The organism is Pseudomonas sp. CFBP 5748, assembly GCF_053850495.1.
In genome coordinates this window covers 414,291-439,591 of sequence record NZ_JBSPTN010000006.1, presented here as the reverse complement: position 1 = coordinate 439,591, position 25,301 = coordinate 414,291, and the positions used below count along the sequence as shown (strand labels likewise).

Below are 25,301 nucleotides of genomic sequence, written 5' to 3'. Positions count from 1 at the left end.
GGCTGTGATCACCTCGCAAAACTGTGGCGCTCATATTGGCGAATCCAGCCAAAACACCTACCACAATGACCACCCGGACTCACTCGATCAGCGTCGGCGTCAAAAGGTCGAACCGTGTCCATCTTTCACCCCCATCGAAGCTGACTTTGGTCTCGACGGTGAATTTTTGATTAGCCATCAGAGACGACATAAAGGCCTTCGGCAGCCGGACACGTATCCCTGCCGTGACTTCCGCCTGTTGAACCCGATGCTCATTCAACACAATTTCGCTCACGTTTTGAGCCTGGGCATTCTTACCCAACACCGTAATGGTCACCAGGCACGCCTCGCTGATAAAGGCCCATGCACGTTGATAAACGGGCACTCCCGCATCGGTAATACTCGCTTTAGAGACAGGGTCGGTAAAAGGGGACTCAAGCTGAGGCACGTGGAATCGATACACAGGGTACGAGCCAATCGCTACCGTCAGGGTCCTGGACTGTTTGTTCGAGGAGTCTGCCAGGACCAGATCGTAATAAACCGTCACGCGCTTTTGGAACATCGCCGCAATATTGGCCGGTGGTACGCGCACTTGTTTTGTGCCCCAGGGCACGGGAATGGGGATGGCCCCCACCGTACCTGGCTCACCAAACTGCATATGGACGATATCGTCATTGTAATAGACGGCATCGTCAGGGATTTTCGCCGTGGCACCGACTATTACGTTCTGTGGGTTCAGGTCGGCATACTCCGCGGGGCTTCCTTCAGCCTCGATGATCCACGGATGAGGCACGTAATGCGGCGCGCGCACCACCGCTACTTGAAACGAAACCGCCGTGGACTCGGCTGTTTCATTACCGGCCCTGTCGGCCACGTGGTAGGAAATCGAGCGCATGCCATCGCCCACGATACGGATCAGCGCTTCAGGGAAATCAATGAATATGGGGTCTTCATAGTCATCCCGTGTAAGGTCCTTGATAACCTCTTCGTACTGACCGTTGTTTTCATTCAGCCATTTTGCCGTGATTTTATCGCCGGGATTGGGCTCCGTATAAGGAGGAACCCTCACGGTAACGACCCCGCCATGGTCGATGAGGTACTGCTCGGAGAGGCCGTTCTGGAGGATGTCCGGGTCGATCAGTAATTGACTATTCACCGCCAGAATCGGCGCGGTGGTATCGAGCGTGATCACCAACACGGCGGATGTATCAGTCTCATGGTTATAACCCTGCGTCTTGTAATGCAACCGATGACGCCCGTCATTACCGCGCAGAAATCGTTGAAACAAGGTCACATACTGGTCGGATGGCTCAATATCTGCTCCCTCCCAGGTACGGCGATCTACCGGGTCCGGGTTGTCGTCAAGAAACAGTTCAACCGACTCTTCACCCAGCTTAGGATCAGAGTGCTCCCACAACTCAAACCAGACCTTCAGGTCGTCGTGCGTGGCGGCTTCCGGGAGCAAATTGGGTTCACCACCCGGAATGTTATCGAGCAGTTCCTCCACGCTGGGTGCAAGCAGCTCTTTAGGGCTATCGGAAGACGACGTATTCGTTGACTCGCTCATGAACAAGACTCCTTAAAGAAGCGCGAGGACAATGACCGTGGCCGTTATCCTCGCAGCGTGTAAAGAACATTGAACGCGTCGTGCAGCGTCAGCCCATTGAATTACCAGAGATAGCGCACGCCCACGTTGCCCCCCCACGGTTGCTCGATCTTATTGCCGTTGCTGTAATCAAAATCGGCGTGGACCGACACCTTGTCGGTCAGTGTCACAGAGACACCCGCACCCAACTCGCCGCGCGAACCCGAGAGATCATTGCTGAACTTGTTGTCGTTCACTTTCACTTCGTTGTTGTTGGCGAACTCGTGCACATACGCTGCACGCAGGTACGGCTGCAACACGTAACCTTCGCCTATGTCGAAGTTGCGTCCGACTGTCGCGCCGACCTTGCCCAACAGCGAATGCGTGCGGTCACCTTCGGCAGCCAAGCCGTTATCCAGGCGATAGTCCTTGCCCTGGATGATCACACCCGAGAGCTGGGTGTAGGGTTCGACAAAGTAGTCGTCGGCCAGCTTGAGGTGACGACCGAACTCCAGGGATGCACCGACGCCGTGGCTGTCATAGCGGCCCTTGGTTTTACGGCCATCGCTCAATTGGACCGAGGACTCGTTCTGGAAGCGGTTGAACTTGAGCACACCGTCGAAGTAGTAGCCGCTCTCGTCATCCAGCCACGTGGTGTAGGCACCCAGGTAGTAACTGTCGACTTCGCCCGTGGTGCCACGGCTAAGGTCCAGATCAGACTTGCTGTAGCCACCCAGCCCCCCCACCAACCACTGCCCATCACCGACCGGCAACGGTGCATCGGCACCCAACGACAGGCCCTGCTGGGTCTGTTTGTAAGCCACGCCAGCACTTGCGCCGACATCGAACTTGTTGCCATAGGCACGCATCCAGCCACCGGCCTTGCCTGTGTCTCTGCGCACTTCGCCCATGCGGCTGCGCAAGGTACTGAGTTCGCCGTACCAGACCGTCGGTGCGGCATTGAACAGCGCCAGCACTGATCGGGTACCGGGACTGATGACTTTTGAAGCGGTATTCAGGTACCAGTCATTGTCGCCTTGCTTGATCAGGTTGTAGGAGAAAGCCCCCAGGTCCACTTCCCCACCCAGCAAGGAAAACTGGGCATCGCCACCGCCGATGTGAACCACCGGAATGGAGCTCGCAGCCCCCGGCTCGGTGCCACTGCTGTCGAGCGCCACCAGATGATTACCGGTGGCCGTGCCGGTCACCGTCAGCGTATCGACCTGGCCCGTGGTGAAGTTGGTGTGCATGTAGAACGTGCCGTTGCCCGACAGCTCGCCCACGGTCAATTTGTAGAATTCGCCCGGGTTGCCGAACTGAATACCACCGCCGTTCATGTCCAGCTTCTCGACCTCGCCATCACCGACCATCACCCACCGGGCTTCGTTGTTGATGGCCAGGCTCTCGACGTTTTCCAGGCGACCGGTGAGCGTCGCGAAGTTGTCGAGCACCACGTTGGCGCTGCTGCCTGCTTCCACGATGATGTCGCCGACCAGTTGGCTGTTATCGACGCTGAAGTTCGCCGAAGAGCCATTGACGACTTCCAGCAGCGTGCCGTTGCCGCCCACCAGGGTAGAACCGTTGTTGACTTCGATATTCACCCGCTCGGTGTTGGTCTGGGTCTGGCCATCGACAACGATCGCCGAACCGGTCAAGCCTTCGACGCGGGAGTTATCCAGGATCAATGCGTTGTCGGCGGACAGGTTGAGGTCGGCATACAGGTACACGCCGTTGAGCCCCCCAACGATGGTGCTGTCGGTGGCGGAAATCTTGCCGCCGAAACTTTGTACGCCGACGCCATTGGCGTTGCTGGCAGTCACGGTGGAACCGGCCTCGAGTATCAGTTGGCTGCGGGCACTGAGGACTGCTCCCGCTCGCCCACCCACGATCTCGCTGTCGCTGACCACCGCGGTAGATCCACCGGCGGCCGAGTTTGCCAGGCGCAGCCCGACGTTGCTGCTGACGACTTTGCTGCCGTTGGCGATGGTCGCTTCGCTGCCAACTAAATTGACGCCGTTGGCATTGCCTTGAGCGGTGACCTGGGTATCGCTCAAATTGATCGTCGACCCGCCGGACGCATGGATCTGGTAAGTCGTGGCGCCATTGGCCGTCAGCTTGCTTTCGGTCTCCACCAGGTAATCGTCAGTCGTGGTGGTGGCATCGATGGTCTTGGACGCACCGTTTTCGATGAGCGTCTGTGCCAGGCCGGTCGGACTCAGTAGAAACAATGGCGCGAGGGTCACAAGTTTGAGAACGCGCGCAAGCGGCGTGATGGAGAATGAGTGGCTGACGGACATGAGTAACTCCTGGGTGAACAAGCTGTCTGGCAATCGCCCTTGCCTGGCGCCTTGCTGCCTTGCTCTGGACGATCAAAAGGCGGCAATCCTAAGCACTCGTTTCCGGAAGATATGTAGGACTTATCCCTGTGTTCGTGAGATTTTTCTCATTGCTTCGGTGTGAAATATCGATGTAGAGGTCCCTCCATGAGGGAGCGTCAACATGCACACCCGGGCAACAAACGCCCGGGTGCATGCTTCCAGGCTAAGGCCTTGGGATCTCGCACGGCGTGTCCGGCATGTGGAAGGCGGTGATGGTTGTGTGCGGTGTCGATTCAAGTATTTCCGAGCCGTCATCGTGGAAATACTGGATCTTCGCCCGGCCCCTGTGATTCGTTCCTGCGTTCTCGGTATAAAGCGGCAGGATATGGTCCGCATAAGGTGCCACTCGAATGATGAAGCCGGTCAGAGGTGTACCGGCAGCGCCCAACACGTAGTCTTGCCTGAATATCGCGGCGGTGATCGGATCTTCAGGGTCGCTCAGGAACTCCCCTCTCATGGGGGTGAAGACGAAATTGATTTCGTCACCATCCTCGAGCACGCCGGTGAGGTCAGGGATGGCGACCTGGAGCGCGCCATCGTCATCCAGCACCGAGCAGCCTGGATAAGGGGTAGAGATGGTAGGAAAACTCGCAGGTGGCAGTTCAACGGCTATGGCATTGACGTTGACCTCGGTTGGGATGGATTCCAGGTCATTCTCAATGCCTGGCGCGCTCAACTGATAGTGCACCGGTACCTTGGTGCCATTGCCGCCGTTCTTGATGTAAGTCCAAGGGATCTCGACGGTTTCGTCGTCGCCAGGTGTATGCTGCGTATCATCGAAGGTGATCTGGGCCTCAACGACACGAGTGCCATTCCAGAAAAAATCGATGACATGGCCGTCAACCGCCTCGTCGTACCAGGTAAAGGTGAAATCCGCCGCCTTGTCCTTGTCGTCCCGCGTCAACTGGTTGGTCCGGCTACCATCCCAATTCGTAACGACACCTATCGTCAAGCTTGGATGCACCGGATTGGGCCAGCCGGGAAACGGCCAGGGGACCCAGGGGATCGGCACCTCGAAGTTGACGTCGATATCGAGGTCTTCAGGTCCGAATAGCCGGTTTTTACGCACGACGTGATAACTGATGTTGGTCACCTTGTCGCCAGTGGTGTTTTCGCCGTATTCCTCGAGCATGAGGAGTTTCGGTTCCACCGGGATCTCGATCCTGGCCGGCGGGTTAGGCCCAACAGCAACGTCCTCCAGCGTCTTGCTCCCCCACTTCAATCGAATGAAGTCATAACTCTTGTGATTGTCATACAGGGGAATCCAGACACTCACCCCCGACAAAGCATGCTCGACCACCAACGGCCCCGGGTCCGCTTGGGGGACCTCCGGTGCTTGCAGGTTGGTCGGTAGCCGTCCGAAGGTGAGGCTTATTTTCTGCCAAAGCGACAGAACGCTGGGATTGGTCGCCTTGTCGATCAAGACATAGATGAACACGCATTCGGCATCGCCAAACTCACGAACACGGTCGCCATCGATTTCTATCTCGGTGTCCGAGATGCCCGGGGCGGGGACATAGTCGAAGAAAATCGGGATGAGCCCAGTCGGCTCGTCAGGAATATGGGCAGCGTCCACCAGATAAACGGCGATTTGATCAGTCGCTTGCCAATCATCATAACCAGGAATCGTGGCCTTCAACTTGCTGCCGGGGGCCAGGTTGCTGTCATCGAAGTAGGTGGTTGCAAAGGTCAGTGCATCCGGCGGGGCACGATCATAGGGTGGCAAGCGGTCGCAAATGAGCGGAGTTATCGGAGATTCGTCTGGTACCTCTGCATTATAGATCCAATGGTCATATCTAACGCGGCACGGAGAGTTTTGCGGAAGAGCCTCGACCCCGATGAGCATCGGGTAGGGGAAGGTTTCCGGAAAGTCGCTACCACCCACGGGTATTACAAACTCATGTTCTGCCACGATCTCAAAACGACCATTGCCAGTACGATCGAACATGACCTGGATTTTCTCCGGTACGCCCACAGGTGGTAGGGCATCCCACTTACGAATTTGCACCTTCAACCCGTCCTTCAGTTCGGGGCCGCTGAGCAGACCTGTGGCGATGTCCACTATAGGATGATCAATGATGATGTATTGGTTGCCCAACCTCGACTGGTGCTCGGTGCGCTCCCTGAGATATGCGCTGTTTGCCTCACGTCGCGCCAGTTTTTTATCCGCATTTGCCATGTTATCGCTCTCCCATTGACAACGTTCAGCCGTTGAGACACCCACGGCCATCCAGTTTTTTGGCAGATCGATAACACCGGACACTACACAACGCTTCCCATCGCTCTGCGTGGCAGCCAAGGCCTTGAGCGAATTAAGCACCGGTTTTTAACGAGGCGATACTGTCAGAGTTGACAGGTGCTACCGCCCGTTCAGAGCAACACCACCCCCAGCAACACCGCCATCTCCAGCAATTCCAGCAAGGCCCCGGCGGTATCCCCGGTGCACCCCGCGAGCCTGCGCAGCATCATCTGGCGCAAGCCGATAAACACCGCCGCGGCGACCAGCAGCGCAACGACGCCAGCCCAGCCCACCACCAGCACACAGCCCAGCGCGCACACCCACAACACCTGCCACCCCGCACGCCGGGGCAAGTGATCGGCAAGTGCCTGACCCAAACCACCGGCACGCACATAAGGCGTGGTCAGGAACAGCCCAAGCAACGCGGCACGCCCCAACACCGGCACGATGATCAACATCACGCCCTGCCCTTGCTCGATCAACGCCAGTAGCGCGGTGAATTTGAGCAACAGCACCAACACCAGCGTGATGACGGCAATCGGCCCGCTGCGTGGATCCTTCATGATCAACAGCGTGCGCTCGCGATCGCCGAAGCCGCCCAGCCAGGCGTCCGCGCTGTCGGCCAGACCATCCAGGTGCAGGCCGCCGCTGAGCAATACCCACGCCGTCAGCAACAACGCGGCGTGCAGCAACGGCGGCGCGCCTAGCAGCAGAGCGTTGAGCACCCACAGCAAAACACCGAACAACAGCCCCACCAACGGATAGAACAGCAGCGAACGGCCCAGTTGCTCAGGCTCGGGCATGCCCGGCAGGCGTACCGGCAGGCTGCTGAGAAATTGCAGGGCGATCCAGAATGGCAGCATCTTCAGCCAACCTCTGTCAGCACGGCGTCGGACGACACTTGCAGAGAAAACAGCGCGCCGTGGGCGACTTCGACGTTGAGCAATTGTTCCCGAGGCAGGCCTCGGGCCCGGGCCAGCAGCAAACGCATCACGCCGCCATGGCTGATCAGCAAGATACGTTGCCCGGCGTAGGCCGCGTGCAGGCGTTCGACCGCTGCCAGCACGCGGTTGGAAAACGCCAGCACCGGTTCGCCATCGGGTGGCGTGAAGCTGTAGGGATCGGCCCAGAACCGGCCCAAGGCTTCGGCGTCGGTGTCCATCAATGCCGCCGCGCTGCGGCCTTCCCAGGCACCGAAATGCAGTTCTTGCAGGTCGTTGTCCAGGTGCAGCGGCACGCCGAGTTGGGCGCCGAGTTGTTCAGCGAAGCGGGCGCAACGCTGCAACGGTGAACTGACCAAGCGATCCCACGGTCCGCCCTGCTCCACCGCTGCGTGCATCTGTTCCCAACCCTTGGCGGTCAAGGCGTCGTCGAGGCTGCCACGCAGTCCGCCGCCCAGTTCGGTTTCGCCGTGACGCAGCAGGTCCAGGCGCAAGGTCATGCCGGGCGATCCGCCACGGCCGCTTCGGCGAACGTCGCCATCTGCCCGTGCAGATCACAGGCCAGGCGCAACAGCGGCACCGCCAGCGCCGCGCCACTGCCCTCGCCCAGGCGCAGGCCCAGGTCCAACAGAGGTTCGGCGTTGAGGGTTTCCAGCACGTGGCGATGGCCGGGTTCGGCGCCGCGATGGCCGAACAGCAACCATGGCCGGCACGCGGGATTGAGCCGCACGGCCACCAGGGCCGCAACACTGCAGATAAAACCATCCACCAGCACCGCGACGCCTTGCTGGGCACAGGCCAGATAAGCACCGACCAAGGCTGCGATTTCAAAACCACCGAGGTTGAACAAGGTCTGCAACGGGTCGTTGTGCTGGGCAGCGTGCAGCGCCAGGGCACGTTCGATGACCTGGGCCTTGCGGCTGACACCCGCCGCGTCCAACCCCGTGCCCGGCCCCACCAGATGCGCCACTGGGCAATCGAGCAAGGCGCAGGCCAGGGCGCTAGCGGCCGTGGTATTGCCAATGCCCATCTCGCCGCCGATGAACAGTTGCGCCCCAGTAGCGACGGCCCGGGCCACGCTGTCGCGGCCGGCGTGCAAGGCTTGTTCGCCCTGGGACGCGCTCATCGCTGGGCCCTGGAGGAAGTTCGCCGTACCGGGGCCGACATTCAGATGGCGCACACCGGGCAGGGCCAGCGAAGGCATCACGGTGCCCAGGTCCACCACTTCCAGGGACGCGCCCAGTTGCCGCGCCAGGACGCTGATGGCCGCGCCACCGCTGACGAAGTTGAGCAGCATCTGCCCAGTGACTTCCTGGGGATAGGCCGATACGCCTTCGGCCACCACGCCATGATCGCCGGCGAAAATGGCGATCCACAGTTGATCCAGGCTCGGCTTGACCTGCCCTTGCAGGCCCGCCAGTTGCACCGCCACCGATTCCAGTCGGCCCAATGAACCGGCGGGTTTGGTCAGTTGTTGCTGACGGGCCGTGGCCTGCTCCAAAGCCTGGGTGTCGAGGGGCTTGCATGGGTCCAGCCACCAGCGGTGATTCATAACGCAGTACCTTTGAGAGTCAGGGGCAGGCCGGCGACGGTCAGCACGACGCGCTGACAACGTTCGGCCAAGGCTTGATGCAGCCAACCGGCTTCATCGACGTAACGGCGAGTCAACTCGCCCAGCGGCACGACACCCATTCCGGTCTCGTTGCTGACAAAAATGACTTCACCGGGCAACGCGGCCAGGCAGTCCAGCAGTGCTTCGCGTTCGGTATGCAGTTGCTCGGGATCGTCGAGCATCAGCAGGTTGGTCAGCCAGAGGGTCAGGCAGTCCACCAACAGGCATTGCCCGGGAGCGGCGTTTTCCCGCAGCACTCGGGCCAGGGCCAAGGGCTCCTCCACCAGCGCCCATTCGGCCGGACGGCGGGCGCGGTGCTGGGCGACTCGCTCGTTCATCTCGCCGTCCAGGGGTTGGCTGGTGGCGATGTAGGTCACCGGCAGTCGAGTGTCCGTGGCGAGCTTTTCCGCCAGGCGACTCTTGCCGGAGCGGGCGCCGCCGAGGATTAGTTGCAGCATGTTGTTTACCTTTCAAATGGCGGTGTTGCTGATGGCCCCATCACGAGCAAGCTCGCTCCCACAGGGGACTTATGTACACCGCAGATCCAATGTGGGAGCGAGCTTGCTCGCGATGGCGCCAGCCGAATCGACCTAAATCCCACAGAGTTCACGCAACACCACGGTATCCAAATGCCGCTCCACCAGATCCGCCAACCGCTCGATATCCCGCTCGCGCAAGCCGTGGTAATCCACCGTCTGCACAGACTGCAACCCGGCCCACCGCAACAACGCACTGCTGGCCTGAGGCGATTCGAACAGGCCATGCAGGTAGGTGCCGAAAATCTGCCCGTCGAGGCTCTGGGCGCCGTCGCAACGGCCGTCCTCCAGATGCACCGCCGGGTGTTCCAGGGCCGGGCCTGTGGTCACGCCCGCGTGAATTTCGTAGCCGCTAACCTCAGCCTCTTCCAAGGCCAATCGCCCGCGCACATTGCGCAGTTGCTTCTCGTGTTCCAGGGTCGTTTCGAAAGCCAGCAGGCCCAGCCCGGCACTGGAGCCCGCCGCGCCTTCCAGCCCCAGCGGGTCGTGAACCTGCTGGCCAAGCATCTGCAAACCACCGCAGATGCCCAGCAACTTGCCACCGTAGCGCAGGTGACGCTGGATCGCCGTGTCCCAACCGTTGGCGCGCAAGTAGGCCAGGTCGCTGCGCACGCTTTTCGAACCGGGCAGGATGATCAGGTCGGCCGGCGGGATGGTTTGGCCGGGGCCGATGAATTGCAGGTCAACCTGCGGGTGCAGGCGCAGCGGATCGAAATCGGTGTGGTTGCTGATGCGCGGCAACACCGGCACCACTACTTTGAGTACCTGCTCGACCTTGTCGATCTGGCGTTGGTCGAGGCCGTCCTCGGCTTCCAGGTGCAGGTCCATCACGTAGGGCAACACGCCGATCACCGGTTTGCCGGTGCGCGCCTCCAGCCAGTCCAGGCCCGGTTGCAGCAAGGCGATGTCGCCGCGAAAACGATTGATGATGAAGCCCTTGATCCGCGCCTGCTCGCTGGGTGAAAGCAACTCCAGGGTTCCGACCAGATGGGCGAACACCCCGCCGCGATTGATATCGGCGATCAGCAGCACCGGGCAGTCCACCGCCTCGGCAAAGCCCATGTTGGCGATGTCACCGGCACGCAGATTGATCTCTGCCGGCGACCCGGCGCCCTCCACCATCACCACGGGATATGCGGCGCTCAAGCGTTGGTGCGAGGCCAGCACCGCTTGCATCGCGATGGCTTTGTAATCGTGATAAGCCACGGCGTTCATGGTGGTGACGGCGCGACCATGGATGATGACTTGAGCGCCAGTATCACTGTTGGGCTTGAGCAGCACCGGGTTCATGTCGGTGTGCGGTTCGAGCCCGGCGGCCTGGGCCTGCACGGCTTGGGCGCGGCCGATTTCGCCGCCGTCGGCGGTCACCGCGCTGTTGAGGGCCATGTTCTGCGGCTTGAACGGCACCACGCTCACACCCTGGCGCCTGACCCAGCGGCACAGCGCCGTGACCAGGGTACTTTTGCCGGCATCGGACGTGGTGCCTTGCACCATCACTGTGGTCATTGAATGTCCTTGGTGTAAGCCTCAAGCGCCTGTTCCAGACGCAGGAACTCCGCGTCATCCGCCGGGAGCCCGAAGCGCAGGCTGCTGTTGTTCACAAACAACCGCAGGAGAATGCCGCGATGGGCCATAAAATCGTGAAGCCCCACAGCGTGCTCGGTGACCAGCCATTGGAACAATCCGCAGCCGCCCTGGGGTTTGAAGCCATGGCGTTCCAGAGTCAGCGCCAGGCGTTGGCTGGTGGCTTCGCAGCGTTGGCGCTGTCGGACCTGGGCCCCGGTGTCCAGCAGACAGGTTTGGCCCAGCACCCGGGTGGGTCCGCTCACGGCCCACGGCCCGACCTGCTCAGCAAGCAACTTGAGTAACCGCCGCTCGGCCAGGACAAACCCCAGGCGAACCCCGGCCAAGCCAAAAAACTTGCCGAACGAACGCAGCACAATCAGCCCGACCTGATGGGTGTGAGCCGCCAGACTCAACTGCGGCGTGATGTCCATGAAGGCCTCATCCACCACCAGCCAGCCGCCGCGCTGGGCCAGGCGCGCATGCCAGTCCAGCAAGCGTTCGGGGGTCAGATTCAGGCCGGTGGGGTTGTTCGGGTTGACCACCACCAGTACGTCGAGGCTATCGAGGAAGAAATCCACTTCCGGCTCCAGCACTTCGCGCACGATGTAACCACTGCGGCGCCAGGCTTCGGCGTGCTCGGCGTAACACGGCGAGAGCACGCCGACCTTGCCGGCCCGACGCAGGCGTGGCAACAACTGGATGGCCATCTGTGAACCGGCCACTGGCAGCACATTCAACGCACCGTAGTAGTCGCAGGCAGCCTGCTCCAAACCATCATCGGTTTCCGGCAGGCGCGCCCAGGCTCGCAGGGGAATCGCCGGGACGTCGAATGGCCAAGGCGCCAGGCCGCTGGACAAGTCGAGCCAGTCGGCCTCGGCAATCCCGTATTGCCGGGCCGCGTTGCGCAGGCGTCCACCGTGCTCAAGCATAAAACTCAGCTCCCAGGCAGAGAATCAGCAACCACAACCATACCCCGCGCTGGACCAATTGCCAGCCGCGATCAATGGAATCGGCACTCGCCGGCACGCCCTCGCCCAGCGGTGGACGTTGGTGCAGTTCGCCGTGATACACCGCCGCGCCGCCCAGCTCGACGCCCAATGCGCCAGCACCGGCGGCCATCACCGGCCCGGCATTGGGGCTGTCCCAGGTCGGGCCCTGGCTGCGCCAGCATTTGAGCGCCAGGCGAGTTTGGCCGAGCACGGCGTAGGTCAACGCCACCAGGCGCGCCGGAATGTAGTTGAGCACGTCGTCGATTTTCGCCGCAGCCCAGCCGAAACGCTCGAAGCGTTCGTTGCGATAGCCCCACATGGCGTCGAGGGTATTGCTCAGCCGGTAGAGCACCACGCCGGGCGCACCGGCCACGGCGAACCAGAACAGCGCGGCAAACACCGCGTCGCTGCCGTTTTCCAGCACTGACTCGGTGGCGGCGCGGGCCACGGCGGTTTCATCCAGTTCAGCGGTTTCGCGGCTGACCAGATAGCCAACACGCTTGCGCGCCTCGTCCAGATCGCCGCCGCGCAACGCCCGGGCCACCGGCTCGACATGTTCACCGAGGCTGCGCAGGCCTAGGGCGCAATACAACGCGAGGATTTCCACCAGCCAGCCCACCATCGGTGCCCAGGACAGGGCTGTGACCAGCAAGGTCAACGGCACCACAGCGATGATCCACGCCGTCACCCCGTGGCTGCGCCAGCCACGGCCGCCGGAATTGAAGCGTTGTTCGATACGGTCGGCAAAGCCGCCGAATGCCACCAGCGGATGCCAGCGCCGGGGCTCGCCCAACAGCGCATCCAGCGCCACCGCGGCGGCACTGAGCAACGCCACACTCATGGGCTCACTCCCCAATGGTTTTCATACAGCAGTTCATTCAGCGAACGCGGTTGCGCCCAGCCTTCCAGGGCGAGCATCGGCGCCGGGTAAAAAGCCTCGACCGGGCCCAGGCAGAGAATCGCCAGTGGCTTGGCACCGTCGGGCAGGCCCAGCAAGTCGGCCAAAGCCTGGGGTTCGAACAACGACACCCAACCCATCCCCAACCCTTCGGCGCGGGAAGCCAGCCAGAGGTTCTGGATCGCGCAGGACAGCGAAGCCAGGTCCATTTCCGGCAAGGTCCGGCGACCGAAGATGTGCCGCTCGCGATCCTCCATCAATGCCGCCACCAGCACCTCGGCGCAGTCGTTGATGCCTTCGACCTTGAGCTTCATGAATTCATCGCTGCGCTCGCCCAGGGCCTCGGCGGTGCGGATGCGCTCCTGCTCCACCAGTTGGCGGATCTGCCCGCGCAAGGCGCGGTCGCTGATGCGGATGAACCGCCAGGGTTGCATCAGGCCGACGCTGGGGGCCTGGTGCGCGGCTTCCAGCAGACGGCGCAGCAAGGCCGGTTCGACCGTGCCGCCAGTGAAGTGGCGCATGTCACGGCGTTCGGCGATGGCGCGATAAATGGCGTCGCGTTCGGCCTGGGAGAAAGCGGTGTCTGTCATGGCCTCTTCGCGAGCAAGCTCGCTCCCACACTGGCTGGCGCTGCACTTGAGATCACACAATCCCCTGTGGGAGCGGGCTTGCTCGCGAAGGCGGCCTCAAGGTCAGGTGCAAACAGCCCGGCAATCGCCCGCGGATTCGACGGAAAATAGAAATGCACATAAGAAGCCGTCATCCGCCCCTGCCGGAACACCGCCTCCGCCCCTCGCCCGCCATTGGGGCTATGCCCACGGGCTATCGGTTCAAGTTCAGTGCTAGTCAGGGAATGATGATAGGTATGCCCACGCAAGGCACCTTCCGGCAACTCCACCGCTTGCAACGCCAGGGCCGCCAGACGCTTTTGCATCTGCGCATCACCAGCGAGCAAACCCAACAGTTCGGCGCGGGTGCCGTCGACGTCAGTCAATGAATCGAGCAGATACAGCATGCCACCGCATTCGGCGAGCAACGGCTTGCCGGCAGCATGGTGAGCCCGGATTGCCGCCAGCATCGGCGCGTTCCGGGCCAACGCAACGTGGTGCAATTCCGGATAACCGCCGGGTAGATAGAGGCTGTCCGCCTCGGGCAGTTGGGTGTCATGGATCGGCGAAAAGAAGCTCAATTGCGCGCCCATGGCCCGCAGCAGATCGAGGCTCGCGCCGTAGGTGAAGGCAAACGCTTCGTCCCGGGCCACGGCGATACGCACACCGTCGAGCCACGGCTGCGGGGTAATCAGCTCAGGCGCGGCGAACGCCACCGCCGGCGGCAGCGCCACTTCACAACTGCCGGCCAAGGCCTCGGCTGCCGCGTCGAGGCGCAGGTCGAGGTCATTCAATTCGCTGGCCTGGACCAACCCTAGATGACGGCTGGGTAATTCGATACCGGTTTCCCGGGACAGCGCGCCGTACCAACGCAGACCTTCGGTCAGGCTGCCTTCAAGCAATTGCGCGTGGCGCAAGGTGCCGACGCGGTTGGCCAAGACCCCGGCAAACGGCAAGTCCGGCTGATAACGCGCCAGGCCCAAGGCCAGGGCGCCGAAGGTCTGGGCCATGGCCGTGCCGTCGATCACCGCCAGCACCGGCACGCCAAAATGCCGCGCCAGATCGGCGCTGGACGGCGTGCCGTCGAACAACCCCATCACCCCTTCAATCAGGATAAGGTCCGCCTCGGCGGCGGCTTCCCACAACAGCCGGCGGCTTTCCTGCTCGCCGACCATCCACATGTCCAATTGATAGACCGGCGCACCGCTGGCCCGTTCGAGGATCATCGGGTCGAGGAAGTCCGGACCGCATTTGAAGACGCGCACCTTGCGTCCCTGGTTGCGATGCAAGCGCGCCAGGGCGGCGGTGACGGTGGTCTTGCCCTGCCCCGAGGCCGGGGCGGCGATCAGCACCGCCGGGCAGTGGCGAGCATCACTCACAGTTCGACGCCTTTCTGCGCCTTGATGCCGGCCTGGAACGCGTGCTTGATCATGCCCATTTCAGTGACGGTATCGGCCAGCTCGATCATCTCCGGCTTGGCGCCACGCCCGGTCACCACCACATGCTGCATCGGTGGACGGGCTTGCAGATCGCTCAACACCTGATCGAGGTCGAGGTAGCCGTGCTTGAGGGCGATGTTCAGTTCATCGAGCACCACCAGGCCAATGGACGGATCGCTGAGCAATTGCCGCGATACAGCCCAGGCGGCTTCGGCGGCGGCGATGTCGCGCTGGCGATCCTGGGTTTCCCAAGTGAAGCCTTCGCCCATGACGTGAAAGCGCACCTGCTCCGGGAAGCGGCGGAAAAACAGCTCCTCACCGGTGCTGCTGCGGCCCTTGATGAACTGCACCACGCCGCATTGCATGCCGTGACCCATGGACCGCGCCAGCATGCCGAACGCCGAGCTGCTCTTGCCCTTGCCGTTGCCGGTCAGCACCAGCAGCAGGCCGCATTCGTTCGGCGAGTTGGCGATGCGCTCGTCGATCACGGCTTTTTTGCGCAGCATGCGCGCCAGGTGGCGTTCGTCGCGATCAGATGCATTGCTGGTAGGGGAGTCGGTCATGGGGAAGCCTCCGTTGGGGACTGGATAACGGCGGGCGGGCACAAGAAAAGACGGCAACAAGCCTGGCATCGCCCACCGTGATGCCGTTGGATGAATCAGGCCGGTCTCCGGGCTCATGAGCGGCGCAATGCCGGTCTGTGCGCCTTCCCATGTCTGCGACACAGTGGCTTAAGCACAGCGTTGACTCATTTACCGTTGCGGGGGCAGCGCCGGGTTCGTGTGCACTCACCGGCTTCCCTGTTTCACTCTGTCGATCGCAATCACAGAGCACCTGAAACAAGCGGCGAAGGTTAGAGGGTTGGGGGTGGAGCGTCAATTAAAGCCGCCTGTCGGGGCAAGCATTGGCCCCATCAATAAAGTGACGCCAATCTTGTGTGATCCTGCAGCAAGTGATATCAAAGCGACACTACGACCCGATATCACAAAAACAAGAGGGCAAAGCATGCAAGGGATGATCATCAGCAATCCAAAACTGGAATTCCTGCGCCCGGTGCTGGAACGTTGGTTTGACTGCATCGATCGCTACAATGCCGTGCGCGGTGATAACGACACGCCTTACTGGTTCGATGAAAAAGCCAACCTCGGCTTGCTGTCGGCTGCCGCCTGGATGGCCGAGATGGTCACACTGCAAAGCACCCCGACCCGCAAGCAGAATGAAGAAGGCGAACGCAACGTCAGCGCCGATTTGTTCATCGCCAGCACCGACGAACGCGCCTTCATCCAGGCCACCCAACGCTGGCCCAAGGTCAACAACCTGAACCTGACCCAACCCCTGTCGGAGGCCGCCAGCGATGCCAAACGCCTCAGCTATTCCAGTGACCTGAAGCTGGGCTGCCTGTTCGTCGCCCCGCAAAAAGCCCAGCAGAGTGCCACGCCCGAAGAATTGCAGGACATGATCGACGACTTGCAGAAGGAGAACACCTGCGCCGTGGCCTGGTATTTCCCTTACGCCTACCGCAAGTTGCGCAACGAGGCCGGTCACTACCATCCTGGCATTGCGGTGCTGTTCAAACAGGCCCACGGCTGACTCAATCCACGCTAGAACTGTGGGAGCTCGCTCCCACAGGTGGGCTTACCTGCTGACACGCGCCTGCAGTTGAACCATCGCCTGTCTACGCTTCTCTATGAATAACTACATGCATTCATAGGGAAGCCAGCATGCTCAAGCCACCGCACCTTCTGATCGTCGCCCTTGCCGCCGGGCTTGTCGCTTGTGGCGAGTCTTCCACCTTGCAAGTGTCCGACGGCACCGGTCCTGCGCCGAAGCTGCCCGAACCGAACAAGACCCTGGTCCCGACCGTCAACATCGCCGAAGCGATCGGCTGGCCGGAAGGTGCCAAGCCCACCCCAGCCGAGGGCCTGCAAGTGGGCGCCTTCGCCGAAGGCCTGGACCATCCACGCTGGCTCTACGTTCTGCCCAACGGCGATGTGCTGGTGGCCGAAACCAACGCCCCGCCCAAGCCGGATGATGCCAAGGGCATCCGTGGCTGGGTGATGAAGAAAGTCATGGGCCGCGCCGGTGCCGGCGTGCCCAGCCCCAACCGCATCACGCTGCTGCGCGACACCAATCACGACGGCGTCGCTGAAACCCGAACGGTGTTCCTGGAGAACCTCAACTCGCCGTTTGGCATGACCCTCGTGGGCAATGACCTGTACGTGGCCGACACCGACCGGCTGATCCGCTTCCCTTACAAGGAGGGGGACACGCAAATCAAGGCGCAACCGACCAAGGTCGTCGATTTGCCGGGCGGCACGCTGAACCATCACTGGACCAAAAACGTCATCGCCAGCCGCGACGGCAGCAAGCTGTACGTCACCACCGGCTCCAACAGCAACGTCGCGGAAAATGGCATGGAGGCTGAAGAAGGCCGCGCCGCCATCTGGGAAGTGGACCGCGCCAGCGGTCATCACCGCATCTTCGCCTCGGGCCTGCGCAACCCCAACGGCCTGGCCTGGGAGCCCCGCAGTGGGGCGCTGTGGACGGCAGTGAACGAGCGGGACGAGCTCGGCAGCGACCTGGTGCCGGACTACATCACGTCGGTCAAGGACGGCGCGTTCTATGGCTGGCCCTACAGCTATTACGGGCAGCATGTCGATGTCCGCGTCGAACCGCAGAACCCGGCGCTGGTGGCCAAGGCCATCGCCCCGGACTACGCCGTCGGCCCCCACACCGCCTCACTGGGCCTGACTTTCGCCGAAGGCAGCGCCTTACCCGCGCCGTTTACCGAAGGCGCGTTCATCGGGCAGCACGGCTCATGGAACCGCAAGCCCCACAGTGGTTATAAAGTGATTTTCGTACCGTTCAACGGCGGCAAACCGGTGGGCCAGCCCGTGGATGTATTGACCGGGTTCCTGAACGCCGACGAAAAAGCCCAGGGCCGGCCGGTAGGCGTGGTGATCGATAAACAGGGCGGGTTGTTGGTGGCCGATGATGTGGGGAACAAGATTTGGCGGGTGTCGACTAAATGACCTACCGAAAAAGCTGAGCAGACACTGAAACTTGTGGCGAGGGAGCTTGCTCCCTCGCCACAAGGGTTTTCTAGCGGCGCATATATTTAATGGTCAGGGATTACGCGCCAGATGCTCCGGCTGCAACACCCGCTTGGCGCTCAGATAGGCTTTCTGCCAATAGGCCTTGGACAGGCTGTCGAGCTTGACCGTACCGCCGGTGGCCGGCGCATGGACAAAGCGGCCCTCCCCGACATAGATCCCGGCATGACTGACCTGGGAGCCGCCGTTGGTGGCGAAGAAGATCAGATCACCCGTTTGCAAGGCCTCCTTGCCAACGCTCGGGGCGCGCATGCCGATCATTTCGCGGGTGGAACGCGGCAAGGAAATGCCGGCGGCGTCACGGTAGACGTAGCCAATCAGGCCACTGCAATCAAAACCCGAGTCCGGTGTATTTCCGCCCCAGCGATACGGCGTGCCCACCAACCCCAAGGCACGGAAGAGCACATCTTCGGCGGCCGGGGAAAAGGCTTGCGAGGGCGCAAAGACTACCGGAGCCCGTACCGGCGCGGGTGGCGGTGGTGTACGGCTGGCACAGGCGCTGAGCAGCGCGGCGAGACAGATGAGAGCGAGGCGGGCCGACGTCGACATATGCAGAACAATCCTGATCTGGATGCGGCTTTTCTGCCGTGGGCATGAAAACAAATCCGCCTGCGTAGTACGCAGGCGGATTGCCATCAATCAATGATCAAGGATTCTAGCGACTATGCGGCAAACTTCAAGTAAGACTTTAAGTTTGCCTTACAAACTGTGTGCTTACTTGCGAGCAGTGATCACAGTCGGTGCCATGGCGAGGGCACGCTTGGCTTCGATGAAGGTCTTGTTCCAGTAGCTGTCGCCCAGGCTGTCGATGCGCACGCCACCGCTGCGGCGGCTGCTGGAATGGATGAACTGGTTGTCACCCAGGTAGATCCCGGCGTGACTGACGCGACCACGACGACCGTTGGTGCTGAAGAACAGCAGGTCACCGGGCTCCAGTTGATTGCGAGCTACCAACGGGGCGTTCACGTTGATCATTTCGCGAGTGGAGCGCGGCAGGTTCATGCCGGCCTCTTCGCGGAACAGGTAACCGATGAAACCACTGCAATCGAAGCCGGCTTCAGAGGTACCGCCAAAACGGTAGCGGGTACCGATCAACGACATGCCACGTTCCAGGATGCTGTCGGCCAGCACTGGAAGTTGATAAGGCTTGCTGCCGGCGAAGGCTGCCAGTTCTTTGTCGGAGGCCATTTCTTCCTGGAACGCAACGGAGGAAGACTGGGCGGTAACGGAATTCTGGACCTGTGGTTGTGGTGCTTGCTGGGACACTGGAGAGTGGGCAGCGCAACCGAACAACAGGGTAACGAGTGCGAGAGGCACGAGGGGTGCGAAGCGATTTAGCATGGGCACGACCGTGGCTGAAGTAGTAAAGATGGCGAGACTATGCCTTCTATCAACCTCATTTGCAAATTCAATCGATGCAAATGTGACTTCTCGGTTTTACGTTTACATCTAAGCGCTTAAGCCCGTTTTGAACGTCACGCAGCCTGCAGCCTAGCAGCGCCGCGGGCTTCGCCGCGCCCAGACAAGGCTATGAGCCACTATTTGCAACGGTTCTACCAGCCCAGGGTTTCTTTCAAAAAAGGAATAGTCAACTTGCGCTGGGCCTGAAGTGAGGCCTGGTCGAGACGTTCGAGCAATTCGAACAATGCGCTCATGCTGCGGGTGCCACGGGTGAGAATGAAATGCCCGACTTCATCGGTCAGGTGCAGGCCACGCCGGGAAGCGCGCAGCTGCAATGCACGGAGTTTGTCTTCGTCGGACAGCGGGCGCATCTGGAAAATCAGCGCCAGGGTGAGACGGGACTTGAGGTCCGCCAGCTTCACCGGCAGTTCCCGCGGCGAGGTCGAGGCGGCGATCAGCAAGCGCCGACCGCTGTCGCGCAACCGGTTGAACAGGTGGAACAGCGCCTCTTCCCAATCAGCCTTGCCGGCCACCGCCTGGAGATCGTCCAGGCAGACCAGTTCGTACTGCTCAAGGTTGTCGAGGATTTCAACGCCGCGATCCAGCAACTCCGCCAACGGCAGATACACCGCCGGCTCGCCCAACTGCTCGAAGCGCAGGCAAGCCGCCTGCAACAAGTGCGTGCGCCCTACCCCATCCTTGCCCCACAGGTAAATCAGGCTCTCGGTCCAGCCGGCGTCGGCTTCGCAAAGCCGCTCGACATAGCCGAGTGCAGCGGCATTGGCGCCTGGGTAGTAGTTGATAAAGGTGGCGTCATCACGCAGACGCACACCTAGGGGCAGCTGAATCGGTTTCATGCTGACTGAACAGTTCCAAAGGAACCGTTAGTGGCCTCTGTGTAAAGTGTGCAAAGTTTATACCCGTGGCGCGGACCGCACAATGCGCCGGACCACGAGCAAAATCAAAGGTTTGCAGCGCCAGGACAGCGGCGCGGCAGTTTCCCTGACGCTGGGGCAACTGCCACGCCTGCCACTCGCCCTACAGATCAGGGTCTTCGGCGCCGCTATAGATGTCCGAATCCTTGTACAGATCGTGCATATGGCGCACCAGCACCATGATGACCGCCGCCACTGGCAGCGCCAGCAGGATTCCGGTGAAACCGAACAACTCGCCGCCCGCCAGGATCGCGAAGATCACCGCCACCGGGTGCAGGCCGATGCGATCGCCCACCAGCAACGGCGTCAGCACCATGCCCTCCAGGGCCTGGCCAACCATGAACACCGCCACAATGCCAATCATCGGGTAAAAATCGCCACCGAACTGGAACAACCCGGCGACCAACGCCGCGCCAATCCCGATCACAAACCCCATGTACGGCACGATGGCCGCCAGCCCGGCGATCATGCCGATCAGCAGGCCCAACTCCAGCCCCACCAGCATCAACCCGGCCGCGTAGATAAAGCCCAGCGCCACCATCACCAGCAACTGCCCGCGTACGAACGCCCCGAGCACTTCGTGACATTCGCCGGTCAGGGTCATGATGCGTTCTTCACGGTGCCGTGGCAGCAGGCTGCGGATCTTGGCCATCATCAGGTCCCAATCCCGCAGCAGATAGAAGGCCACCACCGGAATCAGCACCAGGTTCGCCAGCCATCCCATCAACGCCAAGCCCGAGGCCGTGGCCTGGCTCAATACCACGCCAACGATGTCAGTGGTCTGGCCCATGTGCTCGCTGATGGCCGCCTTGACCTTGTCGAACTTCCAGAAACCGTCCGCCAAGCCCAACTTCGATTGCACCCACGGCACCGCGCTGTGCTGCAACCAATCGAGCATCTGCGGCGCCAGCTCATACAGACGCACCAGTTGCTTGGCGAGCATCGGTATCAACACCAGCAACAGGGCGCTCACAATCAGCGTGAACAGCGCAAACACCGCCACCACGCCCCAAGTCCGCGACAGACCGAGTTTTTCCAGGCGATCCACCACCGGATCGAACAGGTAGGCCAACAGCAACGCAACCAGGAACGGCGTGAGGATCGGATGCAGCAAATAGATAAGCGCAAACAGTAGGGCGACCCCACCCAACCAGAACCAACGCCGCGTATCGCCCATGAACCACTCCTAGCTATATAAAAGAAAGAAAACCTACCAGCGGAAGCGCAGGCTGGGAATCGGCGCAGGCGTTGGCGCTGCGACCGGCGCCGAACCATCAGCAACTGGTTGGGCAGCCGGCTCCGGCGCGACGGCCTCACCGGGCGGAACTTCCTGCAATTTCGCCAGGGCCAGTTGCGCTTTCAACTGCTCGGCGCTGCCGTTGACCCGATAGACGATCCGGTCACCTTCAACCCGCTGCAATTGCCCACCAAACGGCTCGAGCAAACGCCCAAGCGCCGCATAACGCTCAAGGTTCATGCCCTGCACTTCCAACAATTGTTCGGTGGCCACGCCCGGCTTGGCGACGAAGCGCGGCGCCAGGCGCTGGCTCACCGCCAACATCACCGCATCGGCCAGGGCGGCAGGATCGGCGCCCTGGGCTGTGCCCTGCTCGCGCTGATCCCCCAGCCACAAGCGCCAGGTCCCCTGCCACTGACCGCCCTCTTCCTTGGCGTGGACTGCCAGCAAGGCGTCCGCCGCGTAGCGCTCCGAGGCATCCCGCAGCGGAGCGGGATCGTTGCCCTCCAGGTTCGGCGCGGTGGCGACGATCTGCTCGCTCAAGTCAGCCAACGGCAGCCGCAGCGGCAGGCCCCGGTGCTGGGCGGCGCGGCGCAATGGCGCGGCGCTGGCCTGGCCATCGCCCACCAGGCTGGAACCCTCGGTCGAATCGTTCAGCCACCAGCCCAGGATCGACGGCCGGTTCGCCCCCCACAGTGACAACCCTGCCGTGCGCAAGGCCCGATCAGTGCTCACCGGGTCGAAGTCGACCTTGAGGCTTTCCGGTGGGCCGGCGTCGTAGCCATATTGAAGAATGATCTGTTGCGGGTCCTTGCGGACCGCCGCCAGGCCAGGATTCTGGGCGGCCTTGGCGTCGCCGGTCAGGCGCAGAACCAGGGTGTCCAGGGCGCGCAGGGTCGCCTGGTTACGCTCCTCCGGGGCCTGGTTGCTGACTGGCTCAAGCACTTGATAAAGGCCATTGAGGGTTTCGGCATGGCTCGCCAGGCTGATCAGCGACAAGCAGCCCACAGACAAGAATTTGAACAAACGCATGGAAGATTCCCGGACATAACGGCTGGAACAGGCCGCGTGAAGAAGATTGAGCATGGCTGTGACCACAGCACCCGGCAAAACATTCACACGCCCGATGGAAGTTTCGCCCTGTCATCACCATAACCGGTTACCGCTACACCTTATACAGACGCGCTACACAGTACCAATATAAGAAATATCGGTTTTTTTCCGTGGATATGTCCCTGCCCGTCGGCGCGAGGATGGCCGCTGCCCCTCAAGCCTGATAAAATCGCGCGCCTTCGCAGACCGGCAATGGCTGGGCACCCGGAATAATTCGTACAACGGTTATTCAATGGCCCCGGCGTCGGTCGTTACCCAGAAATCCCCCCTAAAGGCCTGGATCATGAGCAAGCAACCCTCCCTGAGCTACAAGGACGCCGGTGTAGACATCGACGCCGGTGAAGCATTGGTCGAACGCATCAAGAGCGTCGCCAAGCGCACTGCGCGTCCGGAAGTCATGGGCGGCCTGGGCGGTTTCGGCGCCCTCTGCGAGATCCCGGCCGGCTACAAGCAACCGGTGCTGGTCTCGGGCACCGACGGCGTCGGCACCAAGCTGCGCCTGGCACTGAACCTGAACAAGCACGACAGCATCGGCATCGACCTGGTGGCCATGTGCGTGAACGACCTGGTGGTCTGCGGCGCCGAGCCGCTGTTCTTCCTCGACTACTACGCCACCGGCAAACTCAACGTCGACACCGCCGCCCAGGTAGTGACCGGCATCGGCGCCGGCTGCGAATTGTCCGGCTGCTCCCTGGTCGGCGGCGAAACCGCTGAAATGCCGGGCATGTACGAAGGCGAAGACTACGACCTGGCCGGTTTCTGCGTCGGCGTCGTGGAGAAGGCCGAGATCATCGACGGCTCGAAAGTCGCCGCTGGCGACGCCCTGCTCGCCCTGCCGTCCTCCGGCCCGCACTCCAACGGCTACTCGCTGATCCGCAAGATCATCGAAGTCTCGGGTGCCGACATCGAGAACACCCAGCTCGACGGCAAGCCACTGGCCGACCTGCTGATGGCTCCGACCCGCATCTACGTCAAGCCGCTGCTCAAGCTGATCAAGGACACCGGCGCCGTCAAGGCCATGGCCCACATCACCGGTGGCGGCCTGCTGGACAACATCCCGCGCGTACTGCCAAAAGGCGCCCAGGCGGTGGTCGACGTAGCAAGCTGGACCCGCCCGGCGGTGTTCGACTGGCTGCAAGAGAAAGGCAACGTTGATGAAACCGAAATGCACCGCGTGCTGAACTGCGGCGTGGGCATGGTCATCTGCGTGGCCCAGGAGCACGTCGAGACGGCCCTGAAGGTACTGCGTGAAGCCGGCGAGCAGCCTTGGGTCATCGGCCAGATCGCCACCGCCGCCGAAGGCGCTGCCCAGGTCGAGCTGAAAAACCTTAAGGCGCACTGATGTCCGCAACCTGTGACGTGGTGGTGCTGCTGTCTGGCACCGGCAGCAACTTGCAGGCCCTGATCGACAGCACACGGACCGGCGACAGCCCGGTCCGTATCCGCGCGGTGATTTCCAACCGCGCCGACGCCTACGGCCTGCAACGCGCCAAGGATGCGGGGATCGACACCCGCGTCCTGGATCACAAGGCGTTCGAGGGCCGCGAAGCCTTCGACGCCGCACTGATCGAACAGATCGACACCTTCAATCCGCACCTGGTGGTACTGGCCGGCTTCATGCGCATCCTCAGCGCCGGTTTCGTGCGTCACTACCAGGGCCGCCTGTTCAATATCCATCCCTCGCTGCTGCCCAAATACAAAGGGTTACACACTCACCAGCGGGCGCTGGAGGCCGGTGACACGGAGCATGGCTGCTCGGTGCACTTCGTCACCGAGGAACTCGATGGCGGACCACTGGTCGTACAGGCAGTAATACCGGTAGAGTTGCACGACACGCCACAAAGCCTGGCGCAACGGGTTCACGCCCGCGAGCACCAGATCTACCCGATGGCCGTGCGTTGGTTTGCCGAAGGACGGTTGACCCTCGACGATCGCGGTGCCTCACTGGACGGCCAGTTACTCGCCGCCAGCGGCCATTTGATTCGATACTAGGAGATTTTATGCGTCGCGCCCTGCTCTTCGCTTGCGCTCTGCTGGCCTTGCCCCTGGCACAGGCTGCGGAACTTCAACCGTTCTCCGCCAGCTACACCGCCGACTGGAAACAGTTGCCCATGAGCGGCACCGCCGAGCGCAACCTGACCAAGGAGGCCAACGGCACCTGGAAGCTGAGCTTCAAGGCTTCGATGATGATCGCCAGCCTGACTGAAGAAAGCACCCTGACCCTGGACAAGGACACCCTGCTGCCACAGTCCTATCACTTCGAACGCGGTGGCCTGGGCAAAGCCAAGAAGGCCGACCTGGACTTCGACTGGAACACCAAGATGGTCACCGGCACCGATCGCGGCGACGCGGTCAAACTGCCGCTCAACCGTGGCATGGTCGATAAATCCACTTATCAGCTGGCCCTGCAGCACGACGTAGCGGCCGGCAAGAAAAGCATGAGCTATCAGGTCGTCGATGACGGCGAAGTCGATACCTATGACTTCCGCGTGCTGGGTTCGGAAAAGGTCGACACCAAGGCCGGCCAGATCGACGCAATCAAGGTCGAGCGCGTGCGTGACCCGACACAAAGCAAACGCATCACCGTGCTCTGGTTCGCCAAGGACTGGGACTACCTGCTGGTGCGCCTGCAACAGGTCGAGACTGACGGCAAGGAGTACAACATCATGCTCCTGGACGGTACGGTCAACGGCAAGGCTGTGAAAGGCAGCTGAGCCACGCCGAAAACAAGA

General features: G+C 61.7%; 23 protein-coding genes and 1 riboswitch. Of the genes, 5 read left to right on the top strand and 18 right to left on the bottom strand.

What is annotated here, in order from left to right; genetic code table 11:
- Positions 1-79: 79 nt before the first annotated feature.
- The 13 genes from ACWNZ1_RS17010 to cobO form a co-directional block, all read right to left on the bottom strand.
- Positions 80-1,546 (bottom strand): hypothetical protein, encoded by a 1,467-nt coding sequence (locus tag ACWNZ1_RS17010; RefSeq protein WP_256453601.1) that lies wholly within the window; start codon positions 1,544-1,546, stop codon positions 80-82.
- Positions 1,547-1,647: 101 nt separating this feature from the next.
- Positions 1,648-3,861: an autotransporter outer membrane beta-barrel domain-containing protein gene (locus tag ACWNZ1_RS17005; RefSeq protein WP_456027755.1), complete on the bottom strand. Its 2,214-nt coding sequence runs from the start codon at positions 3,859-3,861 to the stop codon at positions 1,648-1,650.
- Positions 3,862-4,105: 244 nt separating this feature from the next.
- Positions 4,106-6,121: a hypothetical protein gene (locus ACWNZ1_RS17000; protein ID WP_256453603.1), complete on the bottom strand. Its 2,016-nt coding sequence runs from the start codon at positions 6,119-6,121 to the stop codon at positions 4,106-4,108.
- Between the two features lie 191 nt (positions 6,122-6,312).
- Complete coding sequence (locus tag ACWNZ1_RS16995) at positions 6,313-7,044, bottom strand: adenosylcobinamide-GDP ribazoletransferase (protein WP_135846735.1); 732 nt, start codon at positions 7,042-7,044, stop codon at positions 6,313-6,315.
- Positions 7,045-7,046: 2 nt separating this feature from the next.
- Positions 7,047-7,622 (bottom strand): alpha-ribazole phosphatase family protein, encoded by a 576-nt coding sequence (cobC, locus tag ACWNZ1_RS16990; RefSeq protein WP_135846736.1) that lies wholly within the window; start codon positions 7,620-7,622, stop codon positions 7,047-7,049.
- Positions 7,619-8,674 carry a nicotinate-nucleotide--dimethylbenzimidazole phosphoribosyltransferase gene (gene cobT / locus ACWNZ1_RS16985; RefSeq protein WP_135846737.1) on the bottom strand — a complete coding sequence of 352 codons (1,056 nt, stop codon included), beginning with the start codon at positions 8,672-8,674 and terminating at the stop codon, positions 7,619-7,621. The genes cobC and cobT overlap by 4 nt, the downstream gene beginning before the upstream one ends.
- Entirely contained in the window at positions 8,671-9,192 is a 522-nt protein-coding gene (gene cobU / locus ACWNZ1_RS16980) for a bifunctional adenosylcobinamide kinase/adenosylcobinamide-phosphate guanylyltransferase (RefSeq protein WP_135846738.1), read from the bottom strand. The genes cobT and cobU overlap by 4 nt, the downstream gene beginning before the upstream one ends.
- A gap of 132 nt (positions 9,193-9,324) precedes the next feature.
- Positions 9,325-10,776, bottom strand: a complete 1,452-nt coding sequence (locus tag ACWNZ1_RS16975) for a cobyric acid synthase (protein ID WP_265072328.1) — start codon at positions 10,774-10,776, stop codon at positions 9,325-9,327.
- Entirely contained in the window at positions 10,773-11,765 is a 993-nt protein-coding gene (gene cobD, locus ACWNZ1_RS16970) for a threonine-phosphate decarboxylase CobD (protein ID WP_456027754.1), read from the bottom strand. The genes ACWNZ1_RS16975 and cobD overlap by 4 nt, the downstream gene beginning before the upstream one ends.
- A complete protein-coding gene (cbiB, locus tag ACWNZ1_RS16965; protein WP_135846741.1) occupies positions 11,758-12,666 on the bottom strand; it encodes an adenosylcobinamide-phosphate synthase CbiB in 909 nt (302 codons plus the stop codon). The genes cobD and cbiB overlap by 8 nt, the downstream gene beginning before the upstream one ends.
- A complete protein-coding gene (bluB, locus tag ACWNZ1_RS16960; protein WP_256453604.1) occupies positions 12,663-13,313 on the bottom strand; it encodes a 5,6-dimethylbenzimidazole synthase in 651 nt (216 codons plus the stop codon). The genes cbiB and bluB overlap by 4 nt, the downstream gene beginning before the upstream one ends.
- Positions 13,310-14,710, bottom strand: coding sequence for a cobyrinate a,c-diamide synthase (locus ACWNZ1_RS16955; protein ID WP_135846743.1), 1,401 nt, complete (start codon positions 14,708-14,710; stop codon positions 13,310-13,312). The genes bluB and ACWNZ1_RS16955 overlap by 4 nt, the downstream gene beginning before the upstream one ends.
- Entirely contained in the window at positions 14,707-15,333 is a 627-nt protein-coding gene (gene cobO, locus ACWNZ1_RS16950; RefSeq protein ID WP_135846744.1) for a cob(I)yrinic acid a,c-diamide adenosyltransferase, read from the bottom strand. Before cobO ends, ACWNZ1_RS16955 begins: the two co-directional genes overlap by 4 nt.
- An 81-nt stretch (positions 15,334-15,414) precedes the next feature.
- Positions 15,415-15,623, bottom strand: a riboswitch (cobalamin riboswitch).
- A 152-nt stretch (positions 15,624-15,775) separates the two neighbouring features.
- On the opposite strand from cobO, the gene ACWNZ1_RS16945 reads away from it, so the two are divergent.
- Together ACWNZ1_RS16945 and ACWNZ1_RS16940 are read left to right on the top strand one after the other, a co-directional pair.
- A complete protein-coding gene (locus ACWNZ1_RS16945) occupies positions 15,776-16,360 on the top strand; it encodes a hypothetical protein (RefSeq protein ID WP_256453605.1) in 585 nt (194 codons plus the stop codon).
- 131 nt (positions 16,361-16,491) lie between these two features.
- Entirely contained in the window at positions 16,492-17,802 is a 1,311-nt protein-coding gene (locus tag ACWNZ1_RS16940) for a PQQ-dependent sugar dehydrogenase (RefSeq protein ID WP_135846746.1), read from the top strand.
- Between the two features lie 93 nt (positions 17,803-17,895).
- On the opposite strand, the gene ACWNZ1_RS16935 is transcribed toward ACWNZ1_RS16940, so the two are convergent.
- The 5 genes from ACWNZ1_RS16935 to ACWNZ1_RS16915 all read right to left on the bottom strand — a co-directional run bounded on the left by ACWNZ1_RS16935 (position 17,896) and on the right by ACWNZ1_RS16915 (position 22,488).
- Positions 17,896-18,432: a C40 family peptidase gene (locus ACWNZ1_RS16935; protein WP_135846747.1), complete on the bottom strand. Its 537-nt coding sequence runs from the start codon at positions 18,430-18,432 to the stop codon at positions 17,896-17,898.
- 165 nt (positions 18,433-18,597) lie between these two features.
- Positions 18,598-19,224, bottom strand: coding sequence for a C40 family peptidase (locus tag ACWNZ1_RS16930; protein WP_135846748.1), 627 nt, complete (start codon positions 19,222-19,224; stop codon positions 18,598-18,600).
- Positions 19,225-19,436: 212 nt separating this feature from the next.
- Positions 19,437-20,141, bottom strand: a complete 705-nt coding sequence (hda, locus tag ACWNZ1_RS16925; RefSeq protein WP_003178999.1) for a DnaA regulatory inactivator Hda — start codon at positions 20,139-20,141, stop codon at positions 19,437-19,439.
- Between the two features lie 181 nt (positions 20,142-20,322).
- On the bottom strand, positions 20,323-21,396 hold the full coding sequence (locus ACWNZ1_RS16920; protein WP_135846749.1) for an AI-2E family transporter: 1,074 nt from the start codon (positions 21,394-21,396) through the stop codon (positions 20,323-20,325).
- A 33-nt stretch (positions 21,397-21,429) separates the two neighbouring features.
- A complete protein-coding gene (locus ACWNZ1_RS16915) occupies positions 21,430-22,488 on the bottom strand; it encodes a DUF2066 domain-containing protein (RefSeq protein ID WP_135846750.1) in 1,059 nt (352 codons plus the stop codon).
- A 364-nt stretch (positions 22,489-22,852) separates the two neighbouring features.
- Between ACWNZ1_RS16915 and purM the strand changes: the two genes are divergently transcribed.
- From purM to ACWNZ1_RS16900, 3 genes are read left to right on the top strand one after another with little or no spacing between them, the layout of a single operon-like run.
- Positions 22,853-23,911, top strand: a complete 1,059-nt coding sequence (gene purM / locus ACWNZ1_RS16910) for a phosphoribosylformylglycinamidine cyclo-ligase (RefSeq protein ID WP_135846751.1) — start codon at positions 22,853-22,855, stop codon at positions 23,909-23,911.
- The gene (gene purN, locus ACWNZ1_RS16905; RefSeq protein ID WP_135846752.1) at positions 23,911-24,561 is read left to right on the top strand and encodes a phosphoribosylglycinamide formyltransferase; all 651 of its coding nucleotides are present in this window, start codon (positions 23,911-23,913) and stop codon (positions 24,559-24,561) included. Before purM ends, purN begins: the two co-directional genes overlap by 1 nt.
- Positions 24,562-24,569: 8 nt before the next feature.
- Complete coding sequence (locus ACWNZ1_RS16900; protein ID WP_134925419.1) at positions 24,570-25,283, top strand: DUF3108 domain-containing protein; 714 nt, start codon at positions 24,570-24,572, stop codon at positions 25,281-25,283.
- Positions 25,284-25,301: the final 18 nt, after the last annotated feature.